This window comes from Streptomyces sp. NPDC086549 (genome assembly GCF_044746205.1).
Lineage (GTDB): Bacteria > Actinomycetota > Actinomycetes > Streptomycetales > Streptomycetaceae > Streptomyces.
Genome location: NZ_JBIVBS010000001.1, coordinates 237,528 through 254,990, shown reverse-complemented (window position 1 = coordinate 254,990; position 17,463 = coordinate 237,528). Strand labels below are relative to the sequence as shown.

Genomic DNA, 17,463 nt, shown 5'->3' with positions numbered 1-17,463 from the left:
CCGCCATGGACCTCGAGACGTTCCGCAAGCTGGCCACCGACCGCCGCGTCATTCCGGTCACCCGCAAGCTCCTCGCCGACGGCGACACCCCGGTCGCGCTCTACCGCAAGCTCGCCGCCGAGCGCCCCGGCACGTTCCTGCTGGAGTCCGCGGAGAACGGTCGTTCCTGGTCCCGTTACTCCTTCGTGGGCGTGCGGTCGGCCGCGACCCTGACCGAGCGCGACGGCCAGGCCCACTGGCTCGGCGCCCCGCCGGTCGGCGTCCCCGTCGACGGCGACCCGCTGGCCGCCCTGCGCGCCACCATCGAGACCCTCCACACCCCGCACCAGGAGGGCATGCCGCCCTTCACCGGCGGCATGGTCGGCTACCTCGGCTACGACATCGTGCGCCGCCTGGAGAAGATCGGCCCCGGCGAGCGGGACGACCTCCGGCTGCCCGAGCTGACCATGCTCCTCACCAGCGATCTCGCGGTCATGGACCACTGGGAGGGCTCCGTCCTGCTGATCGCCAACGCGATCAACCACAACGACCTCGACACCGGCGTCGACGAGGCCTACACGGACGCCGTGGCCCGCCTCGACGCCATGGAGGCCGACCTCTCGCGCGCGGTCGCCCAGCCCCCGGCCGTCCTCCCGCCCTCCGAGCTCCCCGAGTACACGGCGCTGTGGGGCGGCCCGGACTTCCGGGAGGCCGTCGAGGACGTCAAGGAGCGCATCCGCGCGGGCGAGGCCTTCCAGGTCGTGCCCTCGCAGCGCTTCGAGACGCCGTGCACGGCAAGCGCGCTGGACGTGTACCGGGTCCTCAGGGCGACCAACCCCTCGCCGTACATGTACCTGTTCCGCTTCGACGGATTCGACGTCGTCGGCTCGTCCCCCGAGGCCCTCGTCAAGGTCGAGGACGGGCAGGCCATGGTCCACCCCATCGCCGGCACCCGGCACCGCGGCGCCACCCCGCAGGAGGACCAGGCCCTCGCCGACGAACTGCTCGCCGACCCGAAGGAGCGCGCCGAGCACCTGATGCTCGTCGACCTCGGCCGCAACGACCTGGGACGGGTCTGCGCGCCCGGCTCGGTCGAGGTGGTCGACTTCATGTCCGTCGAGCGGTACTCGCACGTGATGCACATCGTCTCGACGGTCACCGGCCGGGTGGCGGAGGGCCGTACGGCCTTCGACGTCCTGACGGCCTGCTTCCCGGCGGGCACCCTGTCGGGTGCGCCCAAGCCGCGCGCCATGCAGATCATCGACGAACTGGAACCGTCCCGGCGCGGACTGTACGGCGGCTGCGTCGGCTACCTCGACTTCGCGGGCGACTCCGACACCGCCATCGCCATCCGTACGGCCCTGCTGCGCGACGGCACCGCCTACGTCCAGGCGGGCGCGGGCATCGTCGCCGACTCCGACCCGGCCGCCGAGGACCAGGAGTGCCGCAACAAGGCGGCGGCGGTCCTGCGCGCGGTGCACACGGCCAACCGGCTGGGCGGGACCGGCAAGTAGAGGCGAGGCTCACGTGAACCCCGGGTGACGGTTCGCCCGGGGTTCGGGCGATAGTGGTGTACGTGACTGCTGTACCTACCCCCCCTTCCGAGGCCGCGGGATCCGCACGGTCCGGCCGCCGGAGCCTCGCTGTCGCCCTGTTGAGCGGTGCGCTCGGCGCTGCCGTGGTCCTGCTGGCCACCCGGCAACGCTGGGCGGAGGGCACCGCGACGGTGGCGGGCGGCACCTTCCCGCTGACCGCGAAGGGCAGCGACGTCACGGGCGTCCCCGCGGCCCTCGCCATAGTGGGCCTCGCCGCGCTCGTCGCCGTCTTCGCCGTCCGCCGGGGCGGCCGCCTCCTGGTCGCCGGGCTCCTCGCCCTCTCCGGCGCGGGCACGGTCGCCGCGGCCCTGGCCGGCGCCTCCGACGACTCCGCGCTCGACGGCGAGGCCGCCAAGGCCACCGGCGACACCTCCGCCACGGCGGCCGCGCTGACCCACACCGGCTGGCCCTACGTCGCCGCGGCCGGCGGTGTCCTGCTCCTGCTCGCCGGGCTCCTCGCCCTGCGCTACGGACGCCTGTGGCCCGCCATGTCCGGCCGCTACGAGCGCGGCACCGCCCGCCCGCGCCGCACACCCAAGGCCGCGGACCCCGACCGCCCCGAGGACATCTGGAAGGCCCTGGACCGCGGCGAGGACCCGACGGGGGCCTAGCCGCGGACCGTCCGTCGGTCCCGCGGTCCAGCGGGACCGATGTGGCGAACCAGACGCGACCCCAGCTCACGGCGGGCGCCCGAGTACGGAACAATGAAGTGTGAGCGTCCGGCTCACACGCACCAAGCGACACGCACCAAGCGACGCGCGCATTCGGCGGCGCACGCACACAGCAATGAGGAGCAAGCAATGGCGGGCAGCAGCCACGGACACACCCCGGCCGCGTGGACCGGTGTCATCATCGCCTTCATCGGTTTCTGCGTCGCGGGCGCGTTCATGGTGATGGCCCAGCCGCTGGGCTTCTGGGCCGGCATGGTGATCGTGGCGCTCGGCGGTGTCGTCGGCGCGGTCATGCGCTCCATGGGCCTCGGTCAGCCGAAGGACGTGCACACGGTGCCCCAGCCGCAGCCCCGGGTCGCGGTGACCCCCGAGCCGGCCGGCGTCGAGGGCTGACCAGCACGTCTCTCGCGGAGGGGCGGCCCGGCACCGAAGAGGTGCGGGCCGCCCCTCCGCGCGCGTGCGGCCCGTGCCCGGCACAATGCGAGACGTGAACGCCGACAGCCAGAGAGCTCAGCGGATCAAACCGTCCGCCACCCTGCCGGGACGGCTGGCCGTGCCCGCCGGGATCCTCGCGGCCGTCGTCGGGGCCTTCGCGTACGTCGGCGCCGTCGACCCCAACGAGCCCGGCCACTACCCGGTGTGCCCCCTGCTGGCCTACGCCGGTGTCTACTGCCCCGGCTGCGGCGGTCTGCGCAGCGCGCACGCCTTCGTGCACGGGGACTTCCTCACCGCGCTCCAGGACAACGCCATGGCCGTGATCGCGTATGCGGGCTTCGCGGTGCTGTGGACCCTGTGGGTGGTTGCGGCGGTGCGTGGACGGCCGTTGCGCATCGATCCGGGGCCCGTGCACCTGTGGAGCCTGGGGGCGCTGCTGCTGGCTTTCGCCATTGTCCGGAACCTGCCGTTCGGTGGCTGGCTGCATCCTTGATCGCCTGGCGAACGTCCAGGTAGTGGGACCGCTGACCAACCGATGCGAGGCCTGCGCCGTCCTCCGGATACCATCGCAGTGACCATGGGTTTTCGATCGTTCGGAAGGGGGCCGCTCGCGTGAGTGTGCTCGACGAGATCATCGACGGAGTCCGTGCCGACCTCGCTGAGCGGCAGGCGCGCGTCAGCCTCGACGAGCTCAAGGAGCGCGCGGCGAAGGCGCCCGCAGCCAAGGACGGCGTGGCCGCGCTGCGCGGCGACGGCGTCAAGGTGATCTGCGAGGTCAAGCGCTCCAGCCCGTCCAAGGGCGCGCTGGCCGCGATCGCGGATCCGGCCGGGCTCGCCGCGGACTACGAGGCAGGCGGTGCCGCCGTCATCTCGGTCCTGACCGAGCAGCGCCGTTTCGGCGGCTCGCTGGCGGACCTGGAGGCAGTCCGTGCCCGCGTGGACATCCCGGTCCTGCGCAAGGACTTCATCGTCACGTCGTACCAGCTGTGGGAGGCCCGCGCGTACGGCGCCGACCTCGCGCTGCTGATCGTGGCGGCCCTCGACCAGCCGGCCCTGGAGTCGCTGATCGAACGCGCCGTCTCCATCGGCCTCACCCCCCTCGTCGAGGTGCACGACGAGGAGGAGGCCGAACGCGCGGTGGACGCGGGCGCCAAGGTGATCGGCGTCAACGCCCGCAACCTGAAGACACTGGAGGTCGACCGCGGCACCTTCGAGCGGGTCGCGCCGGAGATCCCCGACGGCATCATCAAGGTCGCCGAGTCCGGCGTCCGCGGCCCGCACGACCTGATCGCCTACGCCAACGCGGGCGCCGACGCGGTCCTGGTCGGCGAGTCCCTCGTCACCGGCCGCGACCCGAAGACGGCGGTCGCCGACCTGGTCGCCGCGGGCGCACATCCCGCATTGCGGCACGGCCGGAGCTGACACACCGGTAGGGTTGGCGACGATGACGCTTCCGATCACCACGACGGCCACGGACCGGTACGCCCGCCTCGCGCGCGGCTGCCGGCCCCGCGGCTGCCGCGCGCCCGCGCGACGGGTGCACGGGCGGAGGGTGCGGTACGTCATCGGCGACGAGCCTGGGCAGGTAAACGGGCGGCGATGGCAGCGCCCCTTTCAGGGGCGCGGGGCAGTGCCCGACATGCGGCTCCGCCGCGTGAGCGCGACCGGCCACAGCGTGTCGGCGGCCGACTGACAATCCCCGCCCCCACGGCGATTTAGTGACTTTCCACAAACTCACCGTGAGGTTTCCGCATGCCCAGCGAGTTCTTCATCCCCGACCCGGAGGGTCAAGTCCCCAGCGCCGAAGGCTACTTCGGAGCCTACGGCGGCAAGTTCATCCCGGAGGCGCTCGTCGCCGCCGTGGACGAGGTCGCCGTCGAGTACGACAAGGCGAAGGCCGACCCCGAGTTCGCCCGTGAACTCGACGACCTGCTCGTCAACTACACCGGCCGCCCCAGCGCCCTCACCGAGGTGCCGCGGTTCGCCGAACACGCCGGTGGCGCCCGGATGTTCCTCAAGCGCGAGGACCTCAACCACACCGGGTCCCACAAGATCAACAACGTGCTCGGCCAGGCCCTGCTCACCAAGCGGATGGGCAAGACCCGCGTCATCGCGGAGACGGGCGCCGGCCAGCACGGCGTCGCCACCGCCACGGCGTGCGCGCTGTTCGGCCTCGAATGCACCGTCTACATGGGCGAGATCGACACCCAGCGCCAGGCCCTCAACGTGGCCCGCATGCGCATGCTCGGCGCCGAGGTCGTCGCCGTGAAGTCCGGCAGCCGCACCCTGAAGGACGCCATCAACGAGGCCTTCCGGGACTGGGTCGCCAACGTCGACCACACCCACTACCTGTTCGGTACGGTCGCCGGTCCGCACCCCTTCCCGGCCATGGTCCGCGACTTCCACCGGGTGATCGGTGTGGAGGCCCGCCGCCAGCTCCTGGAGCGCGCCGGACGGCTGCCCGACGCCGCGGTTGCCTGCGTCGGCGGCGGCTCCAACGCCATCGGCCTCTTCCACGCCTTCATCCCGGACACCTCGGTCCGCCTCATCGGCTGCGAGCCCGCCGGGCACGGCGTCGAGACCGGCGAGCACGCGGCCACCCTCACCGCCGGCGAGCCCGGCATCCTGCACGGCTCCCGGTCGTACGTCCTGCAGGACGAGGAGGGCCAGATCACCGAGCCGTACTCCATCTCCGCCGGTCTGGACTACCCGGGCATCGGGCCCGAGCACTCCTACCTCAAGGACAGCGGCCGCGGCGAGTACCGCGCGGTCACCGACGACGCCGCCATGCAGGCCCTGCGCCTGCTGTCGCGCACCGAGGGGATCATCCCGGCCATCGAGAGCGCCCACGCCCTCGCCGGTGCCCTGGAGGTCGGCAAGGAGCTCGGCAAGGACGGGCTGATCGTGATCAACCTGTCCGGCCGCGGCGACAAGGACATGGACACGGCCGCCCGCTACTTCGGCCTGTACGACACCGACGCCGAGGTCGCCGCCAACGCCGCCGACACCGCCGAGATCGAGGGGGACGCCAAGTGAGCGGGAACATCGACCTGTTGACCGACACCCTCGCGGCCGCGAAGGCCGAGGGCCGGTCCGCGCTCATCGCCTATCTCCCGGCCGGGTTCCCGACCGTGGACGGCGGCATCGAGGCGATCAAGGCCGTCCTCGACGGTGGCGCCGACGTCGTCGAGGTCGGGCTGCCGCACAGCGACCCCGTTCTCGACGGTCCGGTCATCCAGACCGCCGACGACATCGCCCTGCGGGGCGGCGTGAAGATCGCCGACGTCATGCGCACGGTCCGGGAGGCCCACGCGGCCACCGGGAAGCCGGTGCTCGTGATGACGTACTGGAACCCCATCGACCGCTACGGAGTCGAGCGCTTCACCGCCGAGCTGGCGGAGGCGGGCGGAGCGGGCTGCATCCTGCCCGACCTGCCCGTCCAGGAGTCGGCGCTGTGGAGGGAGCACGCCGAGAAGCACGGGCTCGCGACGGTCTTCGTGGTCGCCCCCAGCAGCAAGGACGCGCGGCTCGCCGAGATCACCGCGGCGGGCAGCGGCTTCGTCTACGCCGCCTCGCTGATGGGCGTCACCGGTACCCGTGAGTCGGTCGGCGCGCAGGCACAGAACCTGGTGGGGCGCACCCGGGCCACCGGCTCCGACCTGCCGGTCTGCGTCGGGCTCGGCGTCTCCAGCCGCGCCCAGGCCGCCGAGGTCGCCGGCTTCGCCGACGGGGTGATCGTCGGCTCGGCCTTCGTCAAGCGGATGCTGGACGCGCCGGACGACGCGGCCGGTGTCGAGGCGGTCCGTGAGCTCGCCGGTGAGCTGGCGAAGGGCGTGCGCGGACAGGCCTAGTCATCAGGCATAACGGAATATTCGGTCACTCGAACGGGTGGACCTGGGACCGGGGAGGCGCGGTGCGCCTCCCCGGTTCGTTCTGGGGGTGTGAGCGAGAAGAACCGTGACGGAAAGCGCACCGCCCGGGAGCGGATGGCGGTCGAGCGCGAGAAGCAGAAGGCCGCGGAGAAGCGACGCCGTGCGTTGATCGTGGGCGCGAGCGTCGTCTGCGTCCTGGGACTCGCGGCGGTGATCGGCGTGATCGCCGCGAACGCGGGCAAGAACAAGGGCGGCAAGAACGCGGGCCCCGCAGTGGCGCCCTCGGGCGCGCAGGGCAAGGACAGCCTCGCGATCCCGGTGGGCAAGGACGGAGCCAGGACCACGATCACGGTGTGGGAGGACTTCCGCTGCCCGGCCTGCAAGGCCTTCGAGACGGCGTACAGCCCGACGATCCACGAGCTCACCGACGCCGGCAAGCTCAGGGTGGAGTACCACCTGGTCAGACTCATCGACGGCAACCTCGGCGGCACCGGCTCGCTGCGCGCGGCGAACGCGGCGGCCTGTGCCCAGGACGCCGGCAAGTTCCGCGACTACCACGACGTCCTCTACACGAACCAGCCCAAGGAGACGGACGACGCCTTCGCGGACAACGCCAAGCTGATCGAGCTGGCGGGCAAGGTACCGGGCCTCGACACCCCGGCCTTCCGCGCCTGCGTCAACGACGGCAAGCACGACAGCTGGGTCGACAAGTCCCACGCGGCCTTCAAGACCGGCAACTTCGGCGGCACGCCGACCGTGCTGCTGAACGGCAAGAACATCTACGCGGACACGACGATGACCCCGCAGAAGCTGAAGCAGATGGTGGAGGCGGCCGACCAGGGGTGACCGACCACGGGTAAGTGTTTCTCACACCCCCGTTATGGACCCGTAGCCGGGCTGCCTGCCGTGTGCCGGGCCCGGCACGGTAGCGTCGACCTTGCCATGGAACTTGCCTACATTCCCAGCCCGTCGCGCGGGGTCATTCACCTCGGCCCGATTCCGCTGCGCGGCTACGCGTTCTGCATCATCATCGGCGTCTTCGTAGCCGTCTGGCTCGGCAACAAGCGCTGGATCGCCCGCGGCGGCCGGGCCGGCACGGTGGCCGACATCGCGGTCTGGGCCGTGCCCTTCGGCCTCGTCGGCGGCCGGCTCTACCACGTGATCACGGACTACGAGCTGTACTTCAGCGAGGGCCGCGACTGGGTGGACGCCTTCAAGGTGTGGGAGGGCGGCCTCGGTATCTGGGGCGCGATCGCGCTCGGCGCGGTCGGCGCGTGGATCGGCTGCCGACGCCGGGGCATCCCGCTGCCCGCCTACGCCGACGCCATCGCCCCCGGCATCGCCTTCGCCCAGGCCATCGGCCGCTGGGGCAACTGGTTCAACCAGGAGCTGTACGGCCGTGAGACGCACGTTCCGTGGGCGCTGCACATCACGTCCTCCGAGGGCGGCCGGGTGCCGGGCTACTACCACCCGACGTTCCTGTACGAGTCCCTGTGGTGCGTCGGCGTCGGCTTCCTGGTGATCTGGGCCGACCGCCGCTTCACGCTGGGCCACGGCCGGGCGTTCGCCCTGTACGTCGCCGCGTACTGCGTGGGCCGCGGCTGGATCGAGTACATGCGCGTCGACGACGCCCACCACATCCTGGGCCTCCGCCTCAACGACTGGACCGCGATGATCGTGTTCCTGCTCGCGGTGGTCTACATCGTGGTGTCATCGAAGAAGCGGCCCGGGCGCGAAGAGGTCGTGGAGCCGGGCGCCGCCGACGACACTCCCGGCGGCGAGGCCGAGGCCGCGGCGGAGACCGACGCCGACGACAAGGCCGAGGGCAGAGACAAGGCCGGGGACGAGGCCGACGCCAAGACTGCGTCGGCCGAGACGAAGGACGAGGCGGAGTCGGCGACCAAGAAGGGCTGATCCCAGGCCGTACGACGACGAGGGCGCCCGGAGCCATGCGGCGGTAGCCGCACATGGAAACCGCTGGGCGCCCTCGTCGCGTCTCGTGTCTCGTCTCTTGCGTTCCGCGTCCCGCGTCTCACCGGCTCCGGACCAGCGACAGCGTCCGCTGGGCCGCCGCCACCACCGCCGCGTCGATGAATCTGCCGTCGGGCAGCGCCTGCGCGCCCTGTTCTTCCGTCGCCGCCTTGATGATCGTCTCGGCCTGCTCCAGCTCCAGCTCCGTGGGCAGGTAGGCCCGCTCGATGATCGGGAGCTGCCGGGGGTGGATGGCGGCGCGCCCGAGGAAGCCCAGGGAGCGGCCGTGGGCGCAGGACGCGGCCAGGCCTTCCAGGTCGCGGATGTCGGGGTGGACCGACTGCGGCGGCGGGGCGAGCCCGGCCGCTCGCGCGGCGACCACGACCCGGGAACGGCACCAGTCCAGGCCCGCGTCGTCGCGTACGCCCAGGTCGGCCCGGAGATCCGCCTCGCCGAGCGAGACCCCCCGCAGAGACGGGTGGGCGGAGGCGATCGCGTAGGCGTGCTCGATGCCGAGGGCCGTTTCGAGGAGGGCGTAGAGGGCGAGCCCGGTTCCCTCCGCCACCCGCACCACGTCCGACGCGGACGTCACCTTCGGGAGGCGCAGCCCGGACACACCCGGAAGCGCGGCCACCGCCCGGAGGTCGGCCGCGGCCCACGGTGCCTCCAGGGCGTTGACGCGGACGTGGACGCGGGCCGAGCGGGGTTCGGACAGCAGGTCGGCCGTCGCCGCGCGGGCGTACTCCTTGCGGTCGGGGGCGACCGCGTCCTCCAGATCGATCACCACGACGTCCGCGCCGCAGGCCAGTGCCTTGGCCACGACGTGCGGACGGTCGCCGGGCACATACAGCCAGGTGAGCGGGAAGGGGGTCACAGGGCGCCCTCCGCGCGCAGGGAGCCGAGCTCCGCCGGGGTCAGGCCCAGCTCGGTCAGGACGGCCTCCGTGTCCGCGCCGTGCGGGCGGCCCGCCCAGCGGATCGCGCCGGGGGTGGCGGAGAGCCGGAAGAGCACGTTCTGCATGCGCAGAAGGCCCAGCTCCGGGTCGTCGACGGCGGTGATGGTGTCCAGGGCCTGGTACTGCGGGTCCGCCATCACGTCCCGTACGTCCTGGATCGGGGCCGCGGCGGCCTCCGCCTTCTCGAAGGCCGCCAGCACCTCGTCGCGGGTGCGGGCGGCGATCCAGGTGCCGACCGCCCTGTCGAGGACGTCGGCGTGCGCCGCCCGGTCGGCACCCGTCGCGAACCACGGCTCGTCGATCAGCTCCGGACGCCCGACCAGGTGCATCACGCGCTCGGCGACCGACTGCGCGGACGTGGAGACCGCGACCCAGGTGCCGTCCGCCGTGCGATAGGCGTTGCGCGGGGCGTTGTTCTGGGAGCGGTTGCCGGTGCGCGGCTGGACGTGGCCCAGCTGGTCGTACCAGACGGGCTGTGGGCCGAGCACGGTCAGGATCGGCTCGATGATCGCCATGTCGACGACCTGGCCCTCGCCGGTGTGTTCCCGGGCCGCGAGCGCCGTCATCACCGCGTACGCGGTGGCCAGGCCCGCGATGGAGTCGGCGAGGCCGAAGGGCGGGAGCGTCGGCGGCGCGTCGGGCTCGCCGGTGATAGCGGCGAAACCGCTCATGGCCTCGGCCAGGGTCCCGAAGCCGGGGCGGTGCGCGTAGGGGCCGAACTGGCCGAAGGCGGTGACCCGGGTGAGGATCAGCCGCGGGTTGGCGGCGGACAGCTCCGCCCAGCCCAGGTCCCACTTCTCCAGGGTGCCGGGGCGGAAGTTCTCGACGACGACGTCGGCGGTGGCCGCCAGCCTCAGCAGGGTGGTGCGGCCGCCGGGCTTGGACAGGTCGAGGGTGATGGTGCGCTTGTTGCGGCCGAGCAGCTTCCACCACAGGCCGACACCGTGCTTCGAGGGACCGTGACCCCGGCAGGGGTCGGGCTTGGCCGGGTGCTCGACCTTGATCACCTCGGCGCCGAAGTCGCCGAGCAGGGTCGCGGCGAGCGGACCGGCGAAGAGGGTGGCGAGATCGAGGACGCGCAGGCCGGCGAGGGGTTGGGGTGAGGTACTCATGCGGTGTACTGCGCCTCGATCTCCGGGCGGTACGGCATCGACGCCGACGCCCCCTCCCGTTGCACGGAGACGGCGGCCGCCGCGGCGGCCCAGGTCAGCGCCTCCCGGATCGGCCGTTCCTCGCCGAGGGCCACCGCGAGGGCGCCGACGAACGTGTCGCCCGCGCCCGTCGAGTCCACGGCGGACACCCGGGGCGCGGGGACCACGAGCGGTTCGGCGCCCCGGGTCATGTACAGGGCACCGACCGCGCCCAGGGTCACGACCACCTCCGGCACCTGGTCGAGCAGGGCGGCCGCCGCCTCGCGCGGGTCGGGGCGGCCGGTGAGGGCGGCGGCCTCGTGCTCGTTGGGAACCAGCAGGCTGGTGGCGGCGAGGAGTTCGGACGGCAGCGGTTGTGCGGGCGCGGGGGTGAGGATCGTACGGACACCGTGCCGACGGGCCGCCTCGGCGCCCGCGAGCACCGCCTTCAGCGGGATCTCCAGTTGCAGCAGCAGCGCGTCCGCGGAGGCGATCACGCCCTCGTCGCCCGGGGAGAGGTGGTCCACGGTGCCGTTCGCGCCCGGGATCACGACGATCGAGTTCCCGCCCTCGTCGTCCACCACGATGTGCGCGGTGCCGGACGAGCCCTCCATGGTGCGCAGGGAGTCGGTGTCCACGCCGGAGTGCTCCAGGGTCTCGCGCAGCCGGGTGCCGAAGGCGTCGTTGCCGACCGCGCCGATCATCGAGACGGTGGCGCCGGCGCGCGCCGCGGCGATCGCCTGGTTGGCGCCCTTGCCGCCGGGGATCGTCCGGAACTCCCGCCCCGTGACGGTCTCTCCGAGCTGCGGGGCCTTCTCGACGTACGCGACGAGGTCCATGTTCAAGCTGCCGAGCACGGCGATATGGGTCATGGGCGGGTCGCCTCCAGGTGGGTGAGGTGGGCGAGGGTGTCGAAGCCGGTGCCGTCGAAGTCGGCGACGGAGGTGGCGAGGCGGTTCTTCAGAGGGGTCGTCCAGCGGTCGGGGAGGGCGGCGGGGGTACCGGCGAGCAGTCCGGTGATGCTTCCCGCCGTGGCGCCGTTGGAGTCGGTGTCCCAGCCGCCCGACACCGCGCGGCAGACGGAGCCGGTGAAGTCGCCGTTCGCGTGGGTGAGGGCGGCGGCGATCAGGGCGGTGTTGGGGATGGCATGGACCCAGTGGTGGGTGGGGGAGTGGACGGCGTGGAGTTCGTCCACGACTGCGTCGAAGTCCTCCTGGGATTCGGCGAGACGGACGGCGTGGTCGAGGGCCGCGGCCAGCCGGGAACGGCCCGGGACCACCGCGCGGCCGGCCCGCAGACAGGCGTGGACGTCGTGGGTGCCGGTGGCCGCGGTGGCGATGGCGGCCGCGGCGAACATCGCCGCGTAGACGCCGTTCGCGGTGTGGGTGAGGGTGGCGTCGCGGTGCGCCTGCTCGGCGGCGGCCGCCGGGTCGCCCGGGTTCGTCCAGCCGTGGACGTCCGCGCGGATCAGGGCACCGATCCATTCGCGGAAGGGGTTGCGCCGGCGGGCGGTGTACGGGGGTTCGATGCCGGTGAGGAGATTGCGGTAGGCGATGCGTTCGGCGGTGAACGTGCGGCCCGCCGGGAGTTCGTCGAGCCAGAGCCGGGCCACGTCGGTGGTGGTGAAGGCCCTGCCGTGGCGCCGGAGCAGGAGGAGGTTGAGGAGGGGGTAGTTGAGGTCGTCGTCCTCGGGCATTCCGTCGATGTTCTCGGCGAGGGAGGTGGCGGCCGAGCGGCGGTTCCAGGGGTGGGCTTCGAGGAGTTCCGCGGGGACGCCTCTTGCCGTGAACCAGGTGTTGAGGGGCCAGTTGCCTGTGGCTCTGGCGAGTTCGCGGATGGCGTGCAGCGGGAGCTTCTCGACGGGCTTGCCGAGGAGACAGCCGGCGGCGCGGCCGAGCCAGGCCGCTTCGAGGCTGAGCGGGGTGGGGGCTTGCGCGGGGGTGGGGACGCTTGCCCGCGCCGGCGGGGTGCCGCCCGCGCCCGCCCGTGCCGCCCCAGCGGCACGACCGCCCGCGGTTCGGACAGGCCAATGCGGACAGCGGGCCTTGATCTTCGCCAGGTCCGTCGGTTCCTCGTCCGCCAACCTGCTCGGCAGGTCGGCCAGTTCGTCCAGCAGGTCCTCCGCCAGCAACCGCAGGTACCGCGACGCCCGTCCCGCCGAAGCGCCCGCCCGCGCCGGAGTCTCCGTGCCCCCCGCCGCCCTCCACCGCGCCTCGATCGCCGAAGGCTCGCGGCCGTCCTGGCATGCCTGGCGCAGTTCGTGGCCGAGCAGATCCTCCGGCTGGACCCAGGTCAGCCGGAGCATCTCGGGCCCCCGAGCTCGGCGAACGCCCGCTCGTGCGCGCGCCGGTGCCGTACGTCCCGGTCGAAGACCTCGCGGGTCACCTCGGTGAGCGTCCGCGCGGGTTCCCACAAGTCCAGCCGGCTGGCCTCGGAGACCGTCTTGGACCAGTCGTCCGGGACCGGTGAGCCCAGAGCCCCGGCCAGCGCTCCTGCCATCGTCGCGATCGAGTCGCAGTCCCGGCCGTAGTTGACCGAGCCGAGGACCGCCTGCCGGTAGTCACCACCGGAGACGATCAACATGCCCAGGGCGACGGGGAGTTCCTCGATCGAGTGGAGGCGGGACGGGCGGCGGGCCGCGAGGGAAGGAGAGCGGTAGTCGGCGCCGACCGTGTCGTAGGGGGCCACCGCCTCCCGGACCGGGACCAGCGCCGACTCGAAGTCCCGGTGCGCGGCCGCCGCTTCACGGACCCGCTCGATCGCCTCCCGCGTGCCGTCCTTCGCCAGCGACAGACAGGCCGCCACCACCGACTCCGGTGTGGCCCCCGGCGCGCACGCCGCGGCGACCGCCGCCGCGAAGACACCGGCCGCCTCACGGCCGTACGACGACTGATGGGCGCCCGCGATGTCCAGTGCCTCGGCGTACGCGGCCGCCGGGTTGGCCGCGTTGACCAGTCCGACGGGAGCCATGTACATCGCCGCGCCGCAGTTGACGATGTTGCCCGTGCCGGCCTCCCGGGGGTCCACATGGCCGTACGCCAGCCGCGCCACCAGCCACTTCTCCGCCAGGAAGATCCTCTGCAACGGCAGCGCCTCGGCCTCCAGCTCCGGGATCCAGCGCGGGTTCGTCATCAGGTCCGGGACCAGGTGGTCGGAGATCGCGTACGCGTCGAGATGGTCGCGGACCCGCGCGTACACCCGTACCAGCGCATGGGTCATCAGGGTGTCGTCGGTGACGTGGCCGTCGCCCTTGTGGTACGGCGCGATGGGGCGGGCGGTGCGCCAGGCGTCGCCGTTCCAGGGGCCGACGACGCCGGTGACGCGGCCCCCGTGGCGTTCGAGGATCTGGTCGGGGGAGTAGCCCTCGACGGGGCCGCCGAGGGCGTCGCCGACGGCGGCTCCGACGAGGGCACCGGTGATTCGTTCGTCCAGACCCGCCCCGCTGTTTTCTTCTCCTTTGGGCGTCATGCCCCGAATCATCCTCCTGGTCGGGCCGGTTGTGTGGCTTCCAGGAGCTCGGCGAGTTCCACGAGGTCGGTGCCGGTGAGACGGGGGAGTGTGCAGCCGGGGAGAGTGCGGCAGGCGTCCCGCCAGGCGGGCGGGATCGACTCGCCGCCGCCCAGGGCGCCGGTCAGCGCACCCGCCAGGGCGGGCGCCGAGTCGGCGACCCGGGAGAGGCAGGCCGCGGCGGGGACGGCCTCGGCGATCCGGCCGTTCGCCGCCGTGGCCAGGGCGAGGGCGACCGGGACCGTCTCGGCGGCGGCGATGCCGTAGCTGTAGACGTGGTCGACGATCTGGTGTTCGAGGAGGGGGATGAGGGCGAAGGCGGTGTCCGTGTCCTGGGCCAGGGCCAGTGCCTGGCGGGCGTTGCGGCCGATCTCCGTCTCCCCGGGCAGCTCGGCGAGCGCGGCCGTCACACACGCCTCGGCCTCCGCCCCGGCCAGCGCAAGTGCGAGTGCCGCCGCCATCGCCCGGGCGCCGTGCACGCCGTCGCCGTCCTGGGTGTAGCGGGCGTCGAACTCGGCCAGGTCGGCGGCGCGCCGGGCGTCGCCGGGGTGGGCCACGGCCAGGACACAGGCGCGCACGCAGGCCGCGTCGTCGAAATAGTGCGGGTTGTCGTGGCCGGTGGCGGGCGGGCGCAGGCCGGTGGCGAGGTTGCCGAGTCCGGCGCGGACCGAGATGCGGGCGCGCAGGGGCAGCACCGCCGACTCGACCTCGGGGGCGCGGTCGGCGGCCGCCGCCACCTCGGAGGCGACGGCGCTCCAGGTGAGGTCGATGGCGGCCCGGGTTCTGCGCTCCCGGCTCAGGTCCCCGAGCACACTGTCGTCCCCGGCCCGCAGCACGGCCTCCGCCGCGAACACCGCCCACTCGGCGTCGTCGGAGGGGCCGAGCCGGAGCGGCTCCGGGGGCTGGTTGAGCGCGATGGGGACGGGCAGGGTGGTCGTCGCGTTCTGCTCGGCGAAGGTGTCCAGCTCGCGGGTGAGGCGCCGGGTCCACTCGGGCATCCGCGCGGCCCGGTGCCGGGCGGCGGGCCATCCGGCGGCGTCACCCGCGGCCAGGCCCAGCAGGAGGCCTTCGACACGGCGGGTCATGGCAGGATCTCGTTGATGCCGGCCACCAGGGGTCTGCGCCCGCCGGCCCCGCGGACCTCCGCCCGTCCGGCGGCCGACCCGGTGGGCCGGGAGGCCGGCGCGAGGGGTGTCCTCATGTCCTCCGGCGCAAGGTCGCCGAGGTCGCCGAGGTCCCGCACCACCCCCGGCAGGTAGTCCGGTACGACCACGTCCGCCCCCCATTTGCCGCCCTCGCCCGGCACCAGCAGCTCGGCCACGTCCAGCACGTGGTGGCCCGCCATGGAGGGCAGGCAGCTGCCCCTGGCCGGGCCGATCGCCGCGGCCCACTCCGCCGGGACGGCGGACACGCCCTGGGTCGCGCCGGCCAGGGCGCCCGCCACCGCGGCGGTGGTGTCGGCGTCGCGGCCCATGTTCACCGCGGTCAGGACGGCCTCCTTGAAGTCGCCGTCGGCCGCCGCGAACGCCCCGAAGGCCAGGGCCACCGCCTCGGGGGCCAGGTCGGTCCACGGGTAGCCGCCGATGACCACGGCGGAGCGGACGGCTCGCTCGCCGCGGTGGGCCACTGTCACCGCCCGGCGCAGCGAGCGGGCCGTCCAGGAGTCGTCCGGGACGACCGCGAGGGCCGAGGCGACGACCGCGCTCGGCGGGGCTCCCGCCATCGCCGCCGCGACCCCGGCCGCCACCGCCTGGCCGCCGTAGATGCCCTCGCCGTCGTGGCTCACCGAGCCGTCGATCGCCACCAGGCGGGCCGCCTCGGCGGGGCGGCCCGCCGCGAACACCCCGAAGGGGGCCGCCCGCATCGCGAGGCCGTCGCTCCAGGCGTGCCGGTGCTGGGCCGAGATGGGCGCTGCCAGGCCCCGCCGGAGGTTCTCCAGGGTGCCGCGCTCGCTGAAGCCCGCGCCGCGGAAGGGGCCCTCGTCGCGGTCGGCGATCCACTGGTGCCAGGCCGCCTCGACATGGGCCGGGGTGAGCGCCGAGCCGTGCCGTGCGAGCAGCAGTCCCGAGAAGATCGCGTACTCGGTGTCGTCCGTGCCCGACGGCTTCTCGGCGACGTACCCGGTGATACGGCCCCAGCGGGCGCGGATCTCGGAGGGCTTCATGTTCTCCGCCGGGGCGCCGAGGGCGTCTCCGACGGCGAGGCCGAGCAGCGCGCCGCGCGCCCGCTCGCGGAGTGCGGCGGCGCCCCCCGGCGCCGGGACCGAGGGAATACAGGCGATCGATGCCATGCGGGGATGTCTGCCACCTGAACGGTTCACCTGAGCCTCTTGAAGCCCAGCGTCACCCGGTCGACATGTGTGCATACATCAACTCGGATGAGCGTTTCAAGGTAAAGCCGCAGGTTAGCCCAGCCTTTCCTTGCTGGCGGGACGGAAATTCAAGGCGTACGTTCGGTGTTGTCGAAAAGTAGAACTAGTCCAAAAGTTAGCTTTGCCTAAGCTCATTGGGGGACCCTCATGGCCATCATCGACATCGAGGCGCCACTGCACGAGGCGCACCGCGACAACCACACGCACCGCGACGTGAACGGCGGCTGGCTGCGCCCCGCCGTCTTCGGTGCCATGGACGGCCTGGTCTCCAACCTCGCCCTGCTGACCGGCGTCGCGGGCGGCTCCGTCGGTCACCAGACCATTGTGATCACCGGCCTTGCCGGCCTTGCCGCCGGGGCCTTCTCCATGGCGGCCGGCGAGTACACCTCCGTGGCCTCGCAGCGTGAGCTCGTCGAGGCGGAGCTGGATGTCGAGCGGCGGGAGCTGCGCAAGCACCCCGAGGACGAGGAGGAGGAGCTCGCCGCCCTCTACGAGGCCCGCGGTGTCGAGCCGGAACTGGCTCGTGAGGTGGCCCGGCAGCTGTCCAGGGACCCCGAGCAGGCCCTGGAGATACACGCCCGTGAGGAGCTGGGCATCGACCCCGGAGATCTGCCGTCGCCGCTGGTCGCGGCCGTGTCGTCGTTCGGCTCCTTCGCACTGGGTGCCCTGCTGCCCGTGCTGCCGTTCCTGCTGGGTGCGACCGTCCTGTGGCCCGGCGTGCTGCTCGCGCTCGCCGGACTCTTCGGGTGCGGTGCCGTGGTGGCCAGGGTGACGGCGCGCACCTGGTGGTTCAGCGGGCTCCGGCAGCTCGCGCTCGGCGGCGCCGCGGCCGGTGTGACATACGCCCTGGGCAGCTTGTTCGGAACGGCCGTAGGATAGATAGGGCCGCTACTTATGCGTTGGGCCGAATAAGTAGCCGTTACTCGCTGGTTTCGAATGCTTAACCACTGGGCATGAGCCGTAAGCGCTGCGGGCAA

General features: G+C 72.9%; 17 protein-coding genes and 1 pseudogene. 11 read left to right on the top strand and 7 right to left on the bottom strand.

What is annotated here, in order from left to right:
- Positions 1-5: 5 nt before the first annotated feature.
- The 10 genes from ACIPSA_RS01165 to lgt all read left to right on the top strand — a co-directional run bounded on the left by ACIPSA_RS01165 (position 6) and on the right by lgt (position 8,466).
- A complete protein-coding gene (locus ACIPSA_RS01165) occupies positions 6-1,493 on the top strand; it encodes an anthranilate synthase component I (protein WP_402627282.1) in 1,488 nt (495 codons plus the stop codon).
- A 53-nt stretch (positions 1,494-1,546) separates the two neighbouring features.
- Entirely contained in the window at positions 1,547-2,185 is a 639-nt protein-coding gene (locus ACIPSA_RS01160) for a TIGR02234 family membrane protein (protein ID WP_402627279.1), read from the top strand.
- 189 nt (positions 2,186-2,374) lie between these two features.
- Positions 2,375-2,638 carry an HGxxPAAW family protein gene (locus tag ACIPSA_RS01155; protein WP_402627277.1) on the top strand — a complete coding sequence of 88 codons (264 nt, stop codon included), beginning with the start codon at positions 2,375-2,377 and terminating at the stop codon, positions 2,636-2,638.
- Between the two features lie 85 nt (positions 2,639-2,723).
- A complete protein-coding gene (locus ACIPSA_RS01150) occupies positions 2,724-3,173 on the top strand; it encodes a DUF2752 domain-containing protein (protein WP_402629413.1) in 450 nt (149 codons plus the stop codon).
- Positions 3,174-3,292: 119 nt separating this feature from the next.
- A complete protein-coding gene (trpC, locus tag ACIPSA_RS01145; protein ID WP_402627274.1) occupies positions 3,293-4,102 on the top strand; it encodes an indole-3-glycerol phosphate synthase TrpC in 810 nt (269 codons plus the stop codon).
- Positions 4,103-4,124: 22 nt separating this feature from the next.
- Positions 4,125-4,373, top strand: a complete 249-nt coding sequence (trpM, locus tag ACIPSA_RS01140) for a tryptophan biosynthesis modulator TrpM (RefSeq protein ID WP_402627271.1) — start codon at positions 4,125-4,127, stop codon at positions 4,371-4,373.
- Positions 4,374-4,432: 59 nt separating this feature from the next.
- Complete coding sequence (gene trpB / locus ACIPSA_RS01135) at positions 4,433-5,716, top strand: tryptophan synthase subunit beta (protein ID WP_402627268.1); 1,284 nt, start codon at positions 4,433-4,435, stop codon at positions 5,714-5,716.
- On the top strand, positions 5,713-6,531 hold the full coding sequence (gene trpA / locus ACIPSA_RS01130) for a tryptophan synthase subunit alpha (protein ID WP_402627265.1): 819 nt from the start codon (positions 5,713-5,715) through the stop codon (positions 6,529-6,531). Before trpB ends, trpA begins: the two co-directional genes overlap by 4 nt.
- Before the next feature lie 90 nt (positions 6,532-6,621).
- Positions 6,622-7,398, top strand: a complete 777-nt coding sequence (locus tag ACIPSA_RS01125; protein WP_402627262.1) for a DsbA family protein — start codon at positions 6,622-6,624, stop codon at positions 7,396-7,398.
- A 96-nt stretch (positions 7,399-7,494) separates the two neighbouring features.
- A complete protein-coding gene (lgt, locus tag ACIPSA_RS01120) occupies positions 7,495-8,466 on the top strand; it encodes a prolipoprotein diacylglyceryl transferase (protein ID WP_402627259.1) in 972 nt (323 codons plus the stop codon).
- Positions 8,467-8,584: 118 nt separating this feature from the next.
- Here the strand turns inward: lgt and ACIPSA_RS01115 are convergent, their stop codons facing one another.
- The 7 genes and pseudogenes from ACIPSA_RS01115 to ACIPSA_RS01085 form a co-directional block, all read right to left on the bottom strand.
- Positions 8,585-9,397, bottom strand: a complete 813-nt coding sequence (locus tag ACIPSA_RS01115; RefSeq protein WP_402627256.1) for an HpcH/HpaI aldolase/citrate lyase family protein — start codon at positions 9,395-9,397, stop codon at positions 8,585-8,587.
- A complete protein-coding gene (locus ACIPSA_RS01110; RefSeq protein WP_402627253.1) occupies positions 9,394-10,590 on the bottom strand; it encodes a CaiB/BaiF CoA transferase family protein in 1,197 nt (398 codons plus the stop codon). Before ACIPSA_RS01110 ends, ACIPSA_RS01115 begins: the two co-directional genes overlap by 4 nt.
- Positions 10,587-11,480, bottom strand: coding sequence for a ribokinase (gene rbsK / locus ACIPSA_RS01105; RefSeq protein WP_402627250.1), 894 nt, complete (start codon positions 11,478-11,480; stop codon positions 10,587-10,589). Before rbsK ends, ACIPSA_RS01110 begins: the two co-directional genes overlap by 4 nt.
- Positions 11,477-12,913, bottom strand: a complete 1,437-nt coding sequence (locus ACIPSA_RS01100) for an ADP-ribosylglycohydrolase family protein (RefSeq protein ID WP_402627247.1) — start codon at positions 12,911-12,913, stop codon at positions 11,477-11,479. The genes rbsK and ACIPSA_RS01100 overlap by 4 nt, the downstream gene beginning before the upstream one ends.
- Complete coding sequence (locus ACIPSA_RS01095; RefSeq protein WP_402627244.1) at positions 12,901-14,076, bottom strand: ADP-ribosylglycohydrolase family protein; 1,176 nt, start codon at positions 14,074-14,076, stop codon at positions 12,901-12,903. The genes ACIPSA_RS01100 and ACIPSA_RS01095 overlap by 13 nt, the downstream gene beginning before the upstream one ends.
- 8 nt (positions 14,077-14,084) lie before the next feature.
- A complete protein-coding gene (locus ACIPSA_RS01090) occupies positions 14,085-15,401 on the bottom strand; it encodes an ADP-ribosylglycohydrolase family protein (protein WP_402627241.1) in 1,317 nt (438 codons plus the stop codon).
- A pseudogene (locus tag ACIPSA_RS01085) lies at positions 15,380-16,405 on the bottom strand (ADP-ribosylglycohydrolase family protein); the annotation flags it as partial. The gene ACIPSA_RS01090 and the pseudogene ACIPSA_RS01085, both read right to left, overlap by 22 nt.
- A 228-nt stretch (positions 16,406-16,633) precedes the next feature.
- Between ACIPSA_RS01085 and ACIPSA_RS01080 the strand changes: the two are divergent.
- The gene (locus tag ACIPSA_RS01080) at positions 16,634-17,365 is read left to right on the top strand and encodes a VIT1/CCC1 transporter family protein (protein ID WP_402627238.1); all 732 of its coding nucleotides are present in this window, start codon (positions 16,634-16,636) and stop codon (positions 17,363-17,365) included.
- Positions 17,366-17,463 lie beyond the last annotated feature (98 nt).

Coding starts and splice junctions, on each gene's coding strand:
- ACIPSA_RS01165 (WP_402627282.1), top strand. CDS start 6: ATGGACCTCGAGACGTTCCGCAAGCTGGCCACCGACCGCCGCGTCATT.
- ACIPSA_RS01155 (WP_402627277.1), top strand. CDS start 2,375: ATGGCGGGCAGCAGCCACGGACACACCCCGGCCGCGTGGACCGGTGTC.
- ACIPSA_RS01150 (WP_402629413.1), top strand. CDS start 2,724: ATGCGAGACGTGAACGCCGACAGCCAGAGAGCTCAGCGGATCAAACCG.
- trpM (WP_402627271.1), top strand. CDS start 4,125: ATGACGCTTCCGATCACCACGACGGCCACGGACCGGTACGCCCGCCTC.
- trpB (WP_402627268.1), top strand. CDS start 4,433: ATGCCCAGCGAGTTCTTCATCCCCGACCCGGAGGGTCAAGTCCCCAGC.
- lgt (WP_402627259.1), top strand. CDS start 7,495: ATGGAACTTGCCTACATTCCCAGCCCGTCGCGCGGGGTCATTCACCTC.
- ACIPSA_RS01110 (WP_402627253.1), bottom strand. CDS start 10,590: ATGAGTACCTCACCCCAACCCCTCGCCGGCCTGCGCGTCCTCGATCTC.
- rbsK (WP_402627250.1), bottom strand. CDS start 11,480: ATGACCCATATCGCCGTGCTCGGCAGCTTGAACATGGACCTCGTCGCG.
- ACIPSA_RS01100 (WP_402627247.1), bottom strand. CDS start 12,913: ATGCTCCGGCTGACCTGGGTCCAGCCGGAGGATCTGCTCGGCCACGAA.
- ACIPSA_RS01095 (WP_402627244.1), bottom strand. CDS start 14,076: ATGACGCCCAAAGGAGAAGAAAACAGCGGGGCGGGTCTGGACGAACGA.
- ACIPSA_RS01090 (WP_402627241.1), bottom strand. CDS start 15,401: ATGGGGGGCGGACGTGGTCGTACCGGACTACCTGCCGGGGGTGGTGCG.
- ACIPSA_RS01080 (WP_402627238.1), top strand. CDS start 16,634: ATGGCCATCATCGACATCGAGGCGCCACTGCACGAGGCGCACCGCGAC.